Annotated in this window: 10 protein-coding genes; 4 read left to right on the top strand and 6 right to left on the bottom strand. The window is 40.9% G+C overall.

The genetic code is table 11. The features are described from left to right. The first annotated feature begins 77 nt into the window (after window positions 1-77). Window positions 78-1,703 carry a methyl-accepting chemotaxis protein gene (locus tag OM33_RS15460; protein ID WP_040134842.1) on the top strand — a complete coding sequence of 542 codons (1,626 nt, stop codon included), beginning with the start codon at window positions 78-80 and terminating at the stop codon, window positions 1,701-1,703. 83 nt (window positions 1,704-1,786) lie between these two features. On the opposite strand, the gene OM33_RS15455 is transcribed toward OM33_RS15460, so the two are convergent. From OM33_RS15455 to OM33_RS15445, 3 genes are all read right to left on the bottom strand, one after another. Then, complete coding sequence (locus OM33_RS15455; protein WP_040134839.1) at window positions 1,787-3,832, bottom strand: TonB-dependent receptor domain-containing protein; 2,046 nt, start codon at window positions 3,830-3,832, stop codon at window positions 1,787-1,789. A gap of 86 nt (window positions 3,833-3,918) precedes the next feature. Next, window positions 3,919-4,830, bottom strand: a complete 912-nt coding sequence (locus OM33_RS15450; RefSeq protein ID WP_040134838.1) for a DMT family transporter — start codon at window positions 4,828-4,830, stop codon at window positions 3,919-3,921. A 219-nt stretch (window positions 4,831-5,049) separates the two neighbouring features. Continuing rightward, complete coding sequence (locus OM33_RS15445; protein ID WP_407681061.1) at window positions 5,050-5,775, bottom strand: substrate-binding periplasmic protein; 726 nt, start codon at window positions 5,773-5,775, stop codon at window positions 5,050-5,052. Between the two features lie 277 nt (window positions 5,776-6,052). On the opposite strand from OM33_RS15445, the gene OM33_RS15440 reads away from it, so the two are divergent. The 3 genes from OM33_RS15440 to OM33_RS15430 all read left to right on the top strand — a co-directional run bounded on the left by OM33_RS15440 (window position 6,053) and on the right by OM33_RS15430 (window position 9,849). Beyond that, entirely contained in the window at window positions 6,053-6,586 is a 534-nt protein-coding gene (locus tag OM33_RS15440) for a dihydrofolate reductase family protein (protein WP_040134836.1), read from the top strand. Further along, window positions 6,586-7,593 (top strand): S66 family peptidase, encoded by a 1,008-nt coding sequence (locus tag OM33_RS15435; protein WP_040134834.1) that lies wholly within the window; start codon window positions 6,586-6,588, stop codon window positions 7,591-7,593. Before OM33_RS15440 ends, OM33_RS15435 begins: the two co-directional genes overlap by 1 nt. Before the next feature lie 78 nt (window positions 7,594-7,671). Beyond that, window positions 7,672-9,849 carry a M3 family metallopeptidase gene (locus OM33_RS15430; protein ID WP_040134832.1) on the top strand — a complete coding sequence of 726 codons (2,178 nt, stop codon included), beginning with the start codon at window positions 7,672-7,674 and terminating at the stop codon, window positions 9,847-9,849. A gap of 72 nt (window positions 9,850-9,921) precedes the next feature. Here the strand turns inward: OM33_RS15430 and OM33_RS15425 are convergent, their stop codons facing one another. From OM33_RS15425 to OM33_RS15415, 3 genes are all read right to left on the bottom strand, one after another. Next, window positions 9,922-11,502: a methyl-accepting chemotaxis protein gene (locus tag OM33_RS15425; protein ID WP_040134829.1), complete on the bottom strand. Its 1,581-nt coding sequence runs from the start codon at window positions 11,500-11,502 to the stop codon at window positions 9,922-9,924. 190 nt (window positions 11,503-11,692) lie between these two features. After that, entirely contained in the window at window positions 11,693-15,070 is a 3,378-nt protein-coding gene (locus OM33_RS15420) for a S8 family serine peptidase (protein WP_040134827.1), read from the bottom strand. Window positions 15,071-15,388: 318 nt separating this feature from the next. Beyond that, window positions 15,389-15,925: a hypothetical protein gene (locus OM33_RS15415; protein ID WP_040134825.1), complete on the bottom strand. Its 537-nt coding sequence runs from the start codon at window positions 15,923-15,925 to the stop codon at window positions 15,389-15,391. Window positions 15,926-15,935: the final 10 nt, after the last annotated feature.

Genomic DNA, 15,935 nt, shown 5'->3' with positions numbered 1-15,935 from the left:
ATGTCGAAGGGTATTAATCGAAACCTGACGTAACGACTTAACAACACTAAGCGTTACCAACGTTCAAGGGTACTATTATGCTCAATACTGTAAGTGTTAAAAGCAGACTCACAATCCTCATCACAGTGCCCATTGTGGCGTTTATTGTTCTTGCATTTGTCACATTAGGACTCACAAAATCCTTAGTCTCTGGTATTCAAAGCATTAATAATGATCGCGTAGTGCCTCTCAAACAAATCAAAGTTGTATCAGATAATTACGCGGTAAGTATTGTTGATAATTTACATAAATATAATGCTCAGTTAATGTCCAAAAGCCAGTTGCTTAACGCTATTGATAGTGCAGAAAAAGTAGCAAAAGAAAACTGGCAAGCTTATTTACAAACAGAGCTGACACCTGAGGAGTCACGCCTTATTCAAACTAGCGAAAGGTTATTTGATAAGGTTAAGCAAAAAGTGAACTGGTATAAAAACCAGCTTGTCAGTAATCAACCACTTTCAAGTTCACCGGAACTGTTTGTCAAAGAAATGTATGATGTGTTTGATCCTTTCAGCAGTAGCTTAAATGATTTGATTGACCTACAACTCAATACCTCACAAGAGTTCACCGATAGTGCAACGGCAACTTATGAGTCTGAACAAACAGCTTTAATTATTGCATGTATTTTTCTACTTATTTCTACCACAGTTATGGCACTAGCCATCTACAGATCCATTATTACGCCGATAAGAAATATTGGCACGACCATGGCAAACATCGCTAACAATACAGACTTAACTTTACGTGTTGCAGTGCAAGGTAACGATGAGTTTTCAAGCACCGCTGTGAGCGTAAATACCATGATAAGTCACTTTCAATCCTTAATTGAAGAGTTACTTAACGCTGTTAAAACCTTGAGCAGTGAATCAGAACAGATGTCGCGCAGCAGTGGTCAAGTTGCTGCCACCACTGAGCAGCAAGAGCACCAAACCGCGATGATTGCGACGGCCATTACTGAAATGAGCGCAGCCATTGGTGAAGTGGCATCTAACGCAGTCAGTACATCGCACAAAGCTAATGAATCAGACGACACGGCAAAACATGGCTTGGCAAAAGTACAGGAAAATATTGATTCCATTAACCAGTTAAATGAGGTTATTCGTCACACTCAAAAAGACATTGATTTGTTGAGTGAAAAAAGTAATGAAATTAACTCAGTGGTTCAGATAATTCAAAACGTGGCAGAACAAACAAACTTGCTAGCGCTGAACGCAGCAATAGAGGCAGCTCGTGCAGGTGAGTCAGGTCGAGGGTTTGCTGTTGTAGCAGATGAAGTGCGTCAATTGGCGCATAATACGCAGAAGGCAACCGAACAAATCAGTTCTATGATTGTTGCCTTACAAGATGCTTCACAGCGCGCAGTATCAAGTATGGAAGATGCGTCAAGTAAAGCCAATATGAGTGTCGATATTGCAGCTGCATCAGCAAGCTCCATTCAATCCATTGCCGATGCAATCACTGAAATAGCTGACATGAATATTGTGGTTTCTACCTCAACGGAAGAGCAAACAACAGTTGCGGCAGAGATTTCACAAAATATCAATGAGTTTAGCGACAGTATCCGCAGCGTGACAGTAAGCGCTTCTGATATGGCACAAACAGGGCGCACACTCTCTGAGCTCTCAGGAAAACTTGATAAAGATATTAGTATTTTTAAAGTGTAATGCTTCAGATAGTTAAAAACGAAAGTTATATATTTGAAAGTGATGACATAAAAAGGAGCTATAAGCTCCTTTTTAAAACCATTTTATAAAGAATAGTTAAAGCCAACAAACGCGTTTCTACCGACCTCTGGAACACCTTCACCTACATTTATATCACTGCCCATAGCACGGTTTTTGCCATTTAAATGCGGGCTATATGCTTTATCCAACAAGTTGGAGATACCCACATTTAAACGTAATTGCGAATTAACATCGTAATCGAGTTGCCAATCCAAAGTGGCATAACCTGCTGATTCTTTCTCGTTATTCAGTTCGCTCACATTTGTTTGTTTTGCATAAGCGCTCACAGTTAACAGAGACTGCCAATCACCCTGTCTGTAAAATGCGGTGATCCGCCCATTTAACGGGGCAATACGGTATAAATCATCCTTTATATCGTCGCGTTTACCTTTAACATAACTCACCACACTGGTGAAATGCCACGCATTATTTAAACGCCAAGCCATGTTGACATCGCCACCATATAAATAAGCATCGATATTATTGAATTGCAAAGGTGCCTGCCCTGCCATCATGTTACCCACCATATTGGCTGGCATGTTTTGCGAAGGTGTACCTTGAATGTAGTCATCAATTTGATGATAAAAAATTTGTGGTGAAATACTAAAGCTATCAACTTGATATTGCCAAGATAGATTAACTTGATACGCTGTTTCTGGATTTAGGTTGATATTACCAATATACGTTTTGCCATCTGCCAAGCCGCCTGTTGCCTGCATGGGTAACCACAGGTAACGTTGTTGGTAAGATGCTGCACGTTGTTTAAACCCAAAACTCAGTTCACTAGCGTAATGCTCTGCATGTTGTAATTTGCCAGAGTAGCTAATATCAACCGTGGTATCACTGACACTGCGATCCGCGTTATTAAATTGTTCTTGTAACGCCTTAATATTCGGGTTCATCATCGCCATAGAGCTGGAAACAATCCCCGCATCAGCGTCATTGTATTTAATACGTGCACCGACTAAATGCCTCAGCTTATTAACTTTTGCTTGCCACTCAGCAAATAAAGAATGGCGGTTATCTTCAACGTGATTGAAGTTTTCGACGTAAAACATTGCGTTGTTTGGATTTGTGATACGCGATCCGTGTTCGCTAACATACCCCTCCAAACCAAATTGCCAGTGGTCAAATTTTGCAGCCGCAAAGTAACTTAGGTTTTCAACATCCGTTGTGTTATATCGGTGTTTTTGACCATTGTTATTAAGCCTTTGTGAAAAATTATCCATACCATGTTCTGCTTGATGGTAAGCAACGAAAGCATCAACGGATATCTCATTTATATTAGTTTGATAATCAAGCTTAACGCGATCACTTTCCACATAATCAATGTCCATTGGCAGCGCAACAGTACCTGTTGGTTTGGTATCGGTTCGTTGCCAAATTAAACCTAAACTTGACTGTGTATTACGATATGCCGCATCCACACCATATTGCACTCTTTCAATTTGCGACGACTTTACTTCCCTACCCTCGCCATCCTGATAATCATCGGCATTTTGTATTGCAACATAACTGTTAACAGCAAATGATTCAAAGCCTGCGCCTGCCACAGCAGAAACATTGTAACCATCAAAGTTATTCAGGTACGCACCATTCAATGCCAAGTTGCGTTCATTATTTTCAATATCAGCAGCGCGTTTTTGATTCACTTTCACCACGCCACCCATTGAATCAAGTGCACTACTTACAGGTGCAATACCACGATAAACATCAACCGACTCTATCAACAATGGCGAGGCATAACTTAACGGTGCATCCATCGCATTTGGACCAGCACCAATTTGCTTGACCCCATCAATAGCTACTGCTACTTGATCACCGTAATAACCACGATATTGAGCTATACCTGAAATTTGACCATTTTTGTTGGCATTCGCCCCAGGCACTGACAGCAACCAATCTGATACATCAGGTAAAGAGACACTCGCAGTTGCCTGCTGAGTTGAAATATCGAATTGGTTTGCTTGCGCCCTGACCGTAATGACTTCCATTTCGCCATTTGCCAATGCAAATGAGGATGGAAGAGAGAGAATACATAAGGTAATTGCGTTTAAGGTACTTTTCATAAAAAACTTCCGTATACAAACTAACGGAAATTTTCTGTAATCCCGTGATTAAACACAAAGTAAAAAGCGCAAACTGCGACAATATGTCACAGTTTACTTGATGCCTGTAAATCCCCTTTACGCTTTTTGAGAAAGCGCATTGGTGAAAAGCCTGTCACTAACATGGTTCCTAGCAATACGGTAATAATGCCAACAACAACATTAAACGTAAGCGCTTCGCCTAACACAATATAACCCCAAATGGCTGCAAACCCTGGTATTAAAAAAGTCACAGATAATGCCGAAGCTGAACCTATTTCCGCCACCAAATCAAAGTAAAAAATAAGCGCAATGCCCGTGCAAACAATGCCTAAAATAACAACGGCTAACCACTCATCTGATGTAGGAAGATGATTCATTGGAAAAAATGGAAGCAAAGGGAGCAGTAGAACCACTGTGGCCCATAAACTGCCATGTGAGGTATCAAAGCCTGAAACCTGAAGTTTCACATGCTTTGTATAGTTAGTTGCAATGCCATAACACCCAGCGGCAAAGGTTGCTGCGAGTAATGCGCTCAGGCTCTCTGAATTAATCATCTCTGGCGCAAGCCCCACCATCAAGATAACACCTAAAATACCTAAACCAAGACCACACCAGCCTTGCTTTGAGATATGCTGTCCATGCCAAATTCGACCAATTAAGCTACCCCAAATTGGCGCAGTCGCATTTAAAATGGCTAACATCGCAACAGTGAGCGTTTGTGCTGCGTAGGCAAATAACATCCATGGAATTGCTGAATTAAATAGTCCGACAATAAAATAATGCCGACCGAGCCCTTTAATCAACACTTTGCGGCGCATCAAAATTGCCATTAATGAAAGGCTCACAGCAGCAAATAAAACCCGCGCCTCAATAAGAAAAACTGGCGCAAAACTATCGACTGCAATGCGAATAAGTAAAAATGAGGCACCCCAAATAGCTGCCAACAATAATAATAAAAAAAACTGCCTATTGGTCATATTGTTTGCCTTGTAAACATGAACAAGCAGCGCTTGAATCAAGTATAAGAGTTTTCAACAGCCATTTTAACAAGGACTTAAAATCAGAATAAGAAAATGATCTTGGCCAACAGTTTGCCTTAACCTCGTTTACATACAAACTATCTGGTGGTGTGTTGTGAAAAGCGTATTTCATAAAATGCACAAGCTGGAAGAGGGGGCTTAAGCATACGCTAATCGCTAGGGTCGCGTCCCATATTTTGCGTAAATTTTAGCAATTTCCCCATTTTCAGTCATTTTTTGTAAAACATCATTCAACTGCGCTTGTAATGACGTTAAATGCGGTTGTAAACGCATAGCAACCGGTAATTCGCTTACCATCAAAACAGGGGTAAATTGCATAGCATGGTTAACTTTTTGATAATAGTCAGCGGTTGCTTCACCCATAATGGCATGATCGATGCGGCCATGGTTTAGTTGTGTCAACAATTCTAGTTCAGAGCGAACGTCAATTTTTACAATCTTGTTATCTGCAAAGTGCGTTTCAAAATCACCATAGCGATACCCACGTACAATGCCCAACACCTTGCCATAGAGATCCAGTGGACTTTTTTCTTGATTGTACTTTTTGCTAATCACCACTTCCCGAGAAAGCGCATAAAAATCAGTATAAATGCCAGGCAATTTAGTATGGCGACGCCAAAGCGGATTAACGCCGGGTTCAATGTCAATTTTGCCCTGATCAAATAAATTAAGGCCGCGCGCAACGGAAAAACTAACAAAATTAAATTGATGCCCTGTCAATTCTGAAATTCGATTAAAAATATCAGGGAAAATTCCCTTCATTTTTTTGTTTTGAATAAAAGTATAAGGTGGGTTTGCACTATGGTAACTAAGCACAGTAAATGTCTCAGCGGTTACTTTGAGACTACAAAAACAGCAGATGAAAAATAGCAAGCGAAGCATCATACTTTCCTTTCGAAACAGCTTTAAGTATAGAAGCTTTAACTAAATTCGCTCATAAATGCGAAATTACACCAAAACCCTTCTATTGATTAAAAACACATATGTTTTGAATTTTTTATAACCAACTAAAATTTAATCGCTCGGTTCTAAACAACTAACTGTTATTAGCACCACGTTCACTTTTGCGCTAAGTTAGAATTTGTTCGAGATGCCTATGCTTTTTGGCCGAATAAAATAATAAAACCATTAAATTTAATAACTAAAAGAAGATATTGTGATGGCAAATAAAGTATTTATTGCAACTAGCCTTGATGGGTATATCGCTGATAAAAATAATAAAATAGATTGGCTTCATCAATTACCAAATCCCACAGGAGATGATCTTGGGTTTGATGCGTTTTTCGAAGGGATAGATGCCTTACTAATGGGTAGAAACACTTTCGAAATGGTGTTGTCTTTTGATGTTGAGTGGCCCTACAGCAAACCAGTATTTGTACTAAGCAGCACATTAACGCACATACCCAAAGGGTATGAGGGTAAGGTGTTTTTTGTTAATGGTGAATTGCAAAACATCTTAAAAAACTTAACGGAATTGGGTTATCACAATTTATACATTGATGGTGGTAAAACGATTCAAAGCTTCTTAAAAGAAGACTTAGTCGATGAAATGATTCTTACCCGGCTCCCTGTGCTGTTAGGCGGCGGTTATCCGCTATTTGGCGATTTACCTGAACCTTTAGGCTTCAAACTCTTGGCAAGTAAAATGTATCTCGATACAGTGGTGCAAAATCATTATGTAAGAGACAGGTAATGCAATACCCTAATGCACTGATTGCAGGCAGTAAAATTGCTGTTTGTGCATGTTCTTCTGGCGTGGCTGAAGCGTTTCAGCCAAGATTAGCCATCGCGCTCAGTCATTTTGAAGCATTAGGCTTTGAATTGGTGTTAGATCCAAACTTAACGCACAATCATCAACATGTAAGTGCACCAAAAGCAGTTAGAGCCAAACAGTTAATGCAGTATCTGCTTGACGATAGCATTGCTGCCATTATGCCGCCATGGGGCGGCGAATTTGCAATGGAGGTACTTGAGCTGCTTGATTTTGACAGGCTAGCTTCTGCTAAACCAAAGTGGATTATTGGCTTTTCCGATATCAGCACGTTACAAATAGCCATCTCCACTCGATTAAATTGGGCAAGCATGCACACCGCCAATCTAATGCAACTTGTGCCCAAGCAACAAGATGAAGTAACACGTGCCTTTTATCAAGCAATTACGCTAAGCAAAGAACAGAGTTTTTCACAAACATCGTCCACTTCCTTTGAAAACGAATACAGTAATATTATTGAAAATCCAGAACTGCCTTATAACTTAAATGAGCCAACTACTTGGCACACGCTAAACTGGCCAAATTCTGGGGTTTCTGGGCGTTTAATTGGTGGCTGTTTAGACACCATTATCTTTACTTTAGATAGCCCCTATTTTGACCTCGGCAGCTTTTGCGAGCGCTATCAGCAAGAGGGAGTGATTTTATATATTGAGAATGCTGAGCTATCCCCCACCGCTTGGCTACGCGCGTTACTTATGCTCAAATTCAGAGGTCACTTATCTCAGATAAAAGCGCTGCTCATTGGTCGACATGCTGCTTTAATGGGGGATAAGCAATTAGATTTTCACCAGGCATTGCAACAAGCCGACATAAGCATTCCAGTTATTTATGATATGGATATTGGCCACCAAGCGCCAAACCTAACATTAATTAACGGGGCATTATGCGAGATCACACCAGAGCTTGAGCTTAAGCAAACGCTTGTTTAACGCAAAAGCATTGTACTTAGGCGCAAAGCTTTTTAGCATGCATGGGTGCGCTCAAAAAAAGAATTTTAGGAATATACAATGAAAAAACTAAACCTTTCGCTAGTTGCGATAGCGACGGTATTCGCTTTATCTGGCTGTGGCGAAAAGTCAACACCAACTACAACAAACACAGCCCCAACAGCAGAGCAAACAGTTGCGGCAGAAAATAAAAACGATAACGCTATTCTTGCTGAGTTTAGTGGTCCTTATAATGGGGTACCTGCATTCGACAAAGTAAAATTGAGCGAATTAAAGCCAGCTTTCGACGCAGCTATGGCGCAAAAATTAGCTGAAGTAGATGCGATTGCAAATAACCCTGAACCGGCAACTTTCGAAAATACCATTGCGGCACTAGAGCGTTCTGGCAGTTTATTAAGCCGTGTTTACACCTATTATGGTATCTGGCGCTCTAACGTCTCAAGCGTTGAATTCCGTGCAATTCAAAAAGAAATGGCACCTAAACTTTCGGCTTTCAATTCAAAAATTACGCAAAATGAAAAGCTTTTTGCGCGCATTAAAAACGTGTATGAAAGCGAAGCCCTTAAATCACTTTCAGCTGAACAACAACGCGTTACTTGGTTAACTTACAACAGCTTTGCACGTAATGGCGCAACGCTAGACAAACCATCAAAAGCACGCTTTGCAGAAATCAATCAAGAGCTTGCAGGTCTTCACACTAAGTTTGCAAACAATGTATTAGCAGATGAAGAAAACTATGTGGTGTATTTAACACAAGAGCAGCTCTCAGGTTTGCCTGAGTCACTGGTTTCTGCGGCTAAGGCTGCTGCAAAAGAACGTGGCAAACCAGAAATGTTTGCTATCACTAATTCTCGCTCATCGATGGATCCATTTTTAACCTACTCAGATGAACGCGCACTGCGCGAACAAGTATGGAAAAACTACTATAACCGTGGTGGTAATGGCGACGAGTACGACAATAATCAAACCATTAAAGACATCTTAACGCTTCGTCACGAGCGTATGCAGTTATTAGGTTACGACAACTACGCCCAGTGGCGTTTAGAAGACCGTATGGCGAAAACGCCTGAAAATGCCAAAGCATTAATGGATAAAGTATGGCCAGCGGCGATTGCGCGTGTTGAAGAAGAAGTTGCTGATATGCAAGCGATTGCTGACAGCGAAGGCGCAAATATTAAGATTGCTCCATGGGATTACCGTTATTACGCAGAAAAAGTGCGTAAAGCAAAATACGATCTTGATTCAAACGAAGTTAAGCAGTACTTACAGCTAGATAAACTTCGCGATGCAATGTTCTATGTTGCGGGTCGCTTATTTAACTTTGAGTTTAAAGAAGTAGCTGCAGGCTCTGTACCTGTATTCCATGAAGATGTGCGTGTATGGGATGTAACAGACAAAACCACAGGTGAGCACATTGGCCTTTGGTACCTTGATCCATTCGGCCGTAAAGGTAAGCGTTCTGGTGCGTGGGCAACAACCTACCGTAGCCACACTACATTTGATGGAAAGAAAACCGTATTGTCATCAAATAACTCAAACTTTGTTAAAGGCCCTGAAGGTGAGCCAACACTGATTTCTTGGTCAGATGCCGAAACCTATTTCCATGAATTTGGCCATGCACTACACTTCTTATCAGCAACGGTTGCGTATCCTAAATCGCACTCAGGTGTTCGCGACTACACTGAATTCCAATCGCAATTACTTGAGCGTTGGTTAACAACGGATGAAGTGATTAACAACTATCTCGTGCACTACAAAACAGGCGAGGCAATGCCTAAAGAGTTGGTGGCTAAAATTAAGAAGTCAGCAACCTTTAACCAAGGTTTTAAAACAACGGAATATTTAGCATCAGCGATCATGGATATGCTTTACCATACAACCGATCCTGCAAAGATTGACCCTGCTAAATTTGAAAAAGAGCAACTTGACGCGATTGGCATGCCGAGTGAATTAGTAATGCGCCACCGCAGCACACACTTTGGTCATATTTTCTCTGGTGAGGGTTACTCTGCAGGTTATTACGGCTATTTATGGGCTGAAGTACTGACATCTGATGCATCAGAAGCCTTTGCTGAAGCACCGGGTGGCTTTTATGATAAAGCACTCGCTGACAAACTTGTTAAGCACCTATTCTCTATCCGAAATGCAATGGACCCAGCTGAGGCGTACCGTTTATTTAGAGGACGTGATGCCAAGGTTGAAGCGTTGATGCGCGACCGCGGTTTCCCTGTTAAGTAATTGGGACACAAATATAAAAATGCCGCGATAGTCGCGGCATTTTTGTTTGTAATAACTACATCAGTTTAATATTTAACGATGCTGGCTAAACTGTTTTGCCATCGTCGTTAAACGCTCCGCTTCGTTAAGTAACTTCTCAGTTGACTCAAATGCGTGCTCAGATGCATCAAGAGTTTCTTTACTAGCATTATCAATATTGATCACATTTTTGGTGATTTCATCGGAGACAGCAGACTGCTCTTCTGCAGCTGTGGCAATTTGTGCGCTCATATCTGTAATCGTATTAACAGCATCTAAAATACGGCTCAGCGATGCTTTCGCCAATTGTGCTTGATCAGCACTTTGCTCCGCTCTATTTTGCCCTTGTTGCATCGCAGAAACAGCTTCACCTGCCGATTGTTGCAAGGTTGCAACCATTTGTTGAATCTCTTCTGTCGATGATTGCGTGCGTGCAGCAAGTGTTCGTACTTCATCAGCTACCACTGCAAACCCGCGCCCTTGTTCGCCAGCCCTTGCTGCCTCAATCGCGGCATTTAACGCAAGTAAGTTGGTTTGTTCAGCGATGCCACGAATAACATCAACCACAGTACCAATTTGTTGGCTATCTGATGCTAGTTTGTTAATAACCTCCACCGCAGATTCCACTTCACGAACCAGTTCGTTAATATCCGAAGTGGTTCTATCAACTACTTTTTGTCCCTCAATCACCTCATTATCAGCAACTTGAGTAGCATCGGCGGTCAAGGATGCATTTTGTGCAACTTCTTTAACCGTGGCTGACATTTGATTAATCGCGGCTGCAACTTGTTCCACTTCGCGGTTTTGTTGCTGCATTAATTGATTCGTTTTTTCGGCGGTATCCATCGTGCTATGTGCAACTGTATCTAAGCCTGAAGTTGCATCGTTAATACGCCATACGATAGTTTCTTGTTGCGTTTGTAGCATTTTGATGGTGAGTTGCAACTGTCCAAGTTCATCAGTTCTGCCCGTATAAACTTGTTTGGCAATATCATTATCAAATACTTCACGCGCTTTTGATGCTGCGTCTTGATAGGGTTTGGCTATGAAGCCTGAGCAAATAATAAATAAAATGAAGGCAAACAATAAAGGCCAAAGCTGGCCGAAAGACACGCCAAACATCAAAGCTATCAAACTCGGGATTATAACGGCTAAAGCACTTGAAAAAGCCAGTTTTCCCATCAACTTAAAAGATAGCGCGCTTTGCAATTTTTGGCTTAAACTTGCGCCTTGGTTTACCATTTTATAAAGGCTTCGCGCTCGTTTTATATAATCTTCTTCAGGTTTTAAGCGTACAGATTGATAACCAACAACTTGTTTTCCTTCCATCACTGCTGTCACATAAGCATCAACCCAGTAGTTGTCTCCATTTTTACAGCGGTTATCAACAATGCCCATCCAAGGTTTGCCTTGTTTGATGGTGTCCCAAAGATCTTTAAATGCTAGCGCAGGCATATTTGGGTGACGAACTATGTTATGTCCATGATCAACCAACTCTTCCTTGCTGTAGCCACTTATATCAATAAAATCTTGGTTAGCATAAGTAATCCGGCCTTTTAGGTCAGTGGTAGAGACAATACGCTGAGTTGACCTTAGCTTTACTTCATTCCCTGTAATGGATTGATTCTTTTTCATAACACGATGCCAATAAAAATCATAAAAATTATCTAGTTAAATAAATTGTAGTACACAGTAAGCACACTGCAGCTTTTTCAGAGTGCAATTCGGGGGAGATGTAGTATACACACAACTAAGCATTTGATGCGTCAGAAAAAAGAATTAAAAAAAGCCCGCATTTGCGGGCTTTTTCAGCAAAATGAAATAATTACTTCATTTTTCTACGGCGAATAAACGCTAATGGTGCAGCTAATAGTGCTAACCAACCAAACGAACCTGATGATTTTTTAGTTGTTGGTGGTGTAATTGGCTCTGGTAATGGGTTTTCGTTCACATCCGTTACCATAATTTTCACCATTGCTGGCTCTGAAATATTACCTGCAGTATCAGTTACTACAACTTCCATCTCGATTTCAGTTAGGCCCGCCTCGTAATCAAGAACAGACTTATCTGCCACCACAATCTCACCTGTTTGTTCTAGTTTTACTGCTGTAGAAGTTTGGTTCACAACAATAAACTCAGAAACCATATTAGCAAGTTCAGCGCCGTATGAAACTTCTAGCATACCTACTACCGTGCCATCTTCTGAATTTTCAGCAATTGAGAACTCAGCGTCAGCAAGCATAGGCGCAACAGCACGGTCAGCACTTGGTGTAGCATTAATCGCTTTTGAACCAGACTCAGAAAGAATCATGAAATCTTGACCAGCGTGTGCTAGGTAAGCAGATTCGCCAGTTGCCAGTGATTCAACCAAATTACCATCAGCTGTCATAAGAGCAGCTATTGGTTGTGAAGGCGTAAATGTAAAGGTACCCATTGCATTGTCTAATGAATCATAAGCGATTGGTGACCATGTGTATTCTTCGATGCGGAAACGCACATCTGCGGTGATACCCATATCGTCAGCGGTTAAGCCAAATGCACCTAAACACGACATAATGGTCATGTAATTGTTACCAGTTGTATGGAACATATTACCTAACCAGCCACTTGTAGAACCATAGCCATGCGTAAACGAGATTTGCGTTGGTTCAACATCATAGAACCACTCTAATTTACCATTTTGTGCAGTAACATCGTATTCGCCATCGCGGTCTAAGTCGAAATCAACCATAAAGCCACCAATGTAGCTGTGGTTAACACCTTCATTCATAGCCAGTGTAGAGAATACAGCATAACCAGTCTCACAGAACTCAGCTGGTACAGGGATCATCTCAACTGAACCACCTACTAGATCTAGACGGTTGCCATCAACATCATCAACAACTGTAGTTGGTGCGAAGAATGGTTCGAAATCAGCTGCACCAATGTTAGTAACCTTATGTGCTGTACCACCTTCCATTTTAACCGGCTCAAATGCTAGCTCTGCAGCCGCTTTAGGTAGAGTGTGGTAAACAAGGTGGAATGCTTTTTCACCGCCTTCAGAGAAAATAAGTGCACCATCTAACTCTAAATTAGTAAGATCAGCTGTCGCATCACGTGTACCAATATTTGATTGGTCAAGAGTCCACTCAGGAAGTTTTGCTGGGTCAATATTAAATGTCACATCAAATGATACAGTTTGACCACCAGGAACCGTAATCGATTCAGGATGTGAAACCATTAACGCGCCACGTTCAATATCATTTGCAAAACGTTGCTCAAGGCTTAGAGAATAAGTCTTGGTTTCATTTGTAAAGTTCTTAACTTGAACTGTTTTAACATAGTCAGTAGCTTGTGACGGGTTAACTAGACCAAGAGAGAGTGCACCTTGCTTGGTGTCTTTGGCCCACGCAGCAACAGGTAGATGAGCAGCTTTGTTTACATCAACAAGGCCAGCACCAATATAACTGATAGGTGCAAGTTCTGTATCTGGGTTAAGTGAACGTGGCTCCATTGTCACATCTAGGTTAGCCGTGTTCATAATCGTTGCTTTCAGCTCATATGCATTACGATTAGGATGTGCTTCTTTTAACAAGCTCATTGCACCTGCAGTCATAGGGCCTGAGAATGACGTACCTGTTGCGCCAGAAAGGCCATCACCGGTACCTGGGTGTGCAGTCATAATATTTACACCCGGTGCTGTAATTTCTGGCTTTAATAAACCATCCATTGAAGGACCGCGTGATGTAAATGATGCGATAGCACCTGAAGTCACAATTGCTTCAACATTAACTGAGAAGATACCTGACTCTTTTAGCGCCATACCTGCTTGATAGGTAATACCAACAGATGGAATTGTCACTTCTGAGCTGCTACCACCCATAGGCGCAGGCGTACCATCATCATTGTTATTTGCAATAAATACAAACTCAGCGCCTTTTTCTTGCGCCATCAATACTTTTGTTACGAACGCACAGCCACCACGGTCAAGTACAACTGCTTTGCCTGTGAAGTCTGTACCATCTGCAAATGCTTCACATGCAGTTTGGTTTGCGTCAGGATAAACCACTTCAAGATCAGTGTTTGATAAACTGTAAGCTTCTCGCGGGCCAAATGATGCAATTTGAATAATTGCTTCTTCACCATTAATCGTACCACTTGGAATAAGCGACTCATCTGTTGGGTGAGTCATCGCACCAACTGACAGCGCGTTTTCAGACGTACTTGGACCACCAACGATAAACGGATAAGCGCCATCGTTACCAGCTGAAATAACAACTGTAGTACCTAATTTAACAGCTTGGTTAATTGCAAGGCCTACACCATCTGTAGCAATATCACCAAAGTCACCACCAAGAGACATATTAATTACATCAACACGGTCAGAAATATCACCGTCATTGTTTGGATCCATAGCAGCTTCAAGTGCCATAAACTGTGCAACACCTGGACAACCACCAGCACATACTGAATATGCATAAAGTTCTACATTTGGTGCAATACCTGAAACAGAGTGAGATACATGAGTACCGTGGCTGGTTCCAGCATCAATTGGGTCTGGATCCATATTGTAGAAATCATAGCCCCCCATCACTTGACCTTGTGGCCAAGCAACTGCATCTGTTGGATCTTCAGCTGCAGCTATATAAGCTGCTTCGGTGCCTTCGCCACCAAATGCCGCATGCGTGTAGTCAATACCCGTATCAAGAACAGCAACTTTAACACCGTTACCTTTTGCAACACCAGATGCAACTACCTCTGTTGCCTTAATATAGTCAGCACTATCAGCGATATGAAGTTTTGAGTCGTATATTGGGAAAATACCATCAACTTCGTTATGTGAAACAAGTTGGTCAATTTCGTTTTTATCACCCTTAACAAGAAGACCATTCACAAGTTTCGACGTTTTAGCGACAATCGTAATGTTCAGATCTTGGCTTTGAATGGCAGACTCAACGACAGCTTGAGATGCCATAATTGATGCAGTTTGTTTAGCAATGTTTGCTGTTTTTGCTTGGGCAATTGCAGGAGTATTCAGTTTAACTAACCAAGCTGTTGCTTCTCTAGCTTCTTGGCCATCACTATTTTTTGTTGCCTGTGCCTTGATTGCTTTAGCACCACTGTAATTATACTGTTCAAATGTTGCTGCATTTACCGCCGTTGTAGCAATTGCTGACGCAACAGATAGAGCAATTACTGTTCTTTTTGTTCCAAATTTTGTCATTGTGACTTCCCTCTAGGAAAATAATTTTAGATAAACCTTTTTATTGGATTACTAAAATTAACAACATAAGAAACAAACAGCAACACGTCATTTACAAATTTTTAAGAAAAATTAATTAGAAAGCTTTATGCAAAAGCTAAACTTGGTAGCAACTAAAGAGGTAATAGAAAAAAAAGTAATCTTTTCAATATGGTATTAGCAATAAATAATCTTAAATACTACTCAAAAAAATTTTTAAATGCATATCAATTTTATGGCATTTTTATATTTAAACAAAAAAGCCCGCTAATGGCGGGCTTAACAAGTTAAGTAATCAGATTAACGCGCTGTATGGCGTGCCTCTAATACTTCAATACGTGCTTCTTTAATAAGACCTGATGCTTTTAATAGCTCTTGCGCTTTTAAAACATCTTGGTTTTCTGCAACAGAAACAACAGCTAAGTCAGTACCAGAAAAGCTTGACTCCAGCTTTAAACCAGTTGCAGCTGCAACATCATTAGCCGAAACACCTTTCTTAAGTAAAATAGAGATGTTACCTGATATAGGCGCTAAATTACCTGTAAAAATGTTACGTACAAGACTACCAGGCTTTACTAAGTCATTTGGAACTTCAAGAGCAACAACTGCATTTTCACCTTTTGAAGAAATCACACTATCAGCAGCCGCAATTGATGAAGGTACTAATGCTAAACCTTTTTCAACCTTATACATGCCAAAATCAGCTTTAGATAATTGTCGTACTTGCTTTTGTGTATCAACCTTATCAGCAACTCCAGCGTCAAACTTTGATACCGCAGTAGCTTGAGTTGATAACGTCATAGCAGCTACTGTCATTGATAATAATTTAAGTTTCATTGCATAAACT

Source organism: Pseudoalteromonas piratica (genome assembly GCF_000788395.1).
Taxonomy (GTDB): domain Bacteria; phylum Pseudomonadota; class Gammaproteobacteria; order Enterobacterales; family Alteromonadaceae; genus Pseudoalteromonas; species Pseudoalteromonas piratica.
The sequence above is the reverse complement of the archived record's forward strand: the minus strand, read 5'-3'. Positions and strand labels throughout refer to the sequence as shown.

Excerpts from the sequence above, each read along its gene's own strand:
- OM33_RS15460 (WP_040134842.1), top strand. The coding sequence starts at position 78 with ATGCTCAATACTGTAAGTGTTAAAAGCAGACTCACAATCCTCATCACA.
- OM33_RS15455 (WP_040134839.1), bottom strand. The coding sequence starts at position 3,832 with ATGAAAAGTACCTTAAACGCAATTACCTTATGTATTCTCTCTCTTCCA.
- OM33_RS15450 (WP_040134838.1), bottom strand. The coding sequence starts at position 4,830 with ATGACCAATAGGCAGTTTTTTTTATTATTATTGTTGGCAGCTATTTGG.
- OM33_RS15445 (WP_407681061.1), bottom strand. The coding sequence starts at position 5,775 with ATGCTTCGCTTGCTATTTTTCATCTGCTGTTTTTGTAGTCTCAAAGTA.
- OM33_RS15440 (WP_040134836.1), top strand. The coding sequence starts at position 6,053 with ATGGCAAATAAAGTATTTATTGCAACTAGCCTTGATGGGTATATCGCT.
- OM33_RS15435 (WP_040134834.1), top strand. The coding sequence starts at position 6,586 with ATGCAATACCCTAATGCACTGATTGCAGGCAGTAAAATTGCTGTTTGT.
- OM33_RS15430 (WP_040134832.1), top strand. The coding sequence starts at position 7,672 with ATGAAAAAACTAAACCTTTCGCTAGTTGCGATAGCGACGGTATTCGCT.
- OM33_RS15425 (WP_040134829.1), bottom strand. The coding sequence starts at position 11,502 with ATGAAAAAGAATCAATCCATTACAGGGAATGAAGTAAAGCTAAGGTCA.
- OM33_RS15420 (WP_040134827.1), bottom strand. The coding sequence starts at position 15,070 with ATGACAAAATTTGGAACAAAAAGAACAGTAATTGCTCTATCTGTTGCG.
- OM33_RS15415 (WP_040134825.1), bottom strand. The coding sequence starts at position 15,925 with ATGAAACTTAAATTATTATCAATGACAGTAGCTGCTATGACGTTATCA.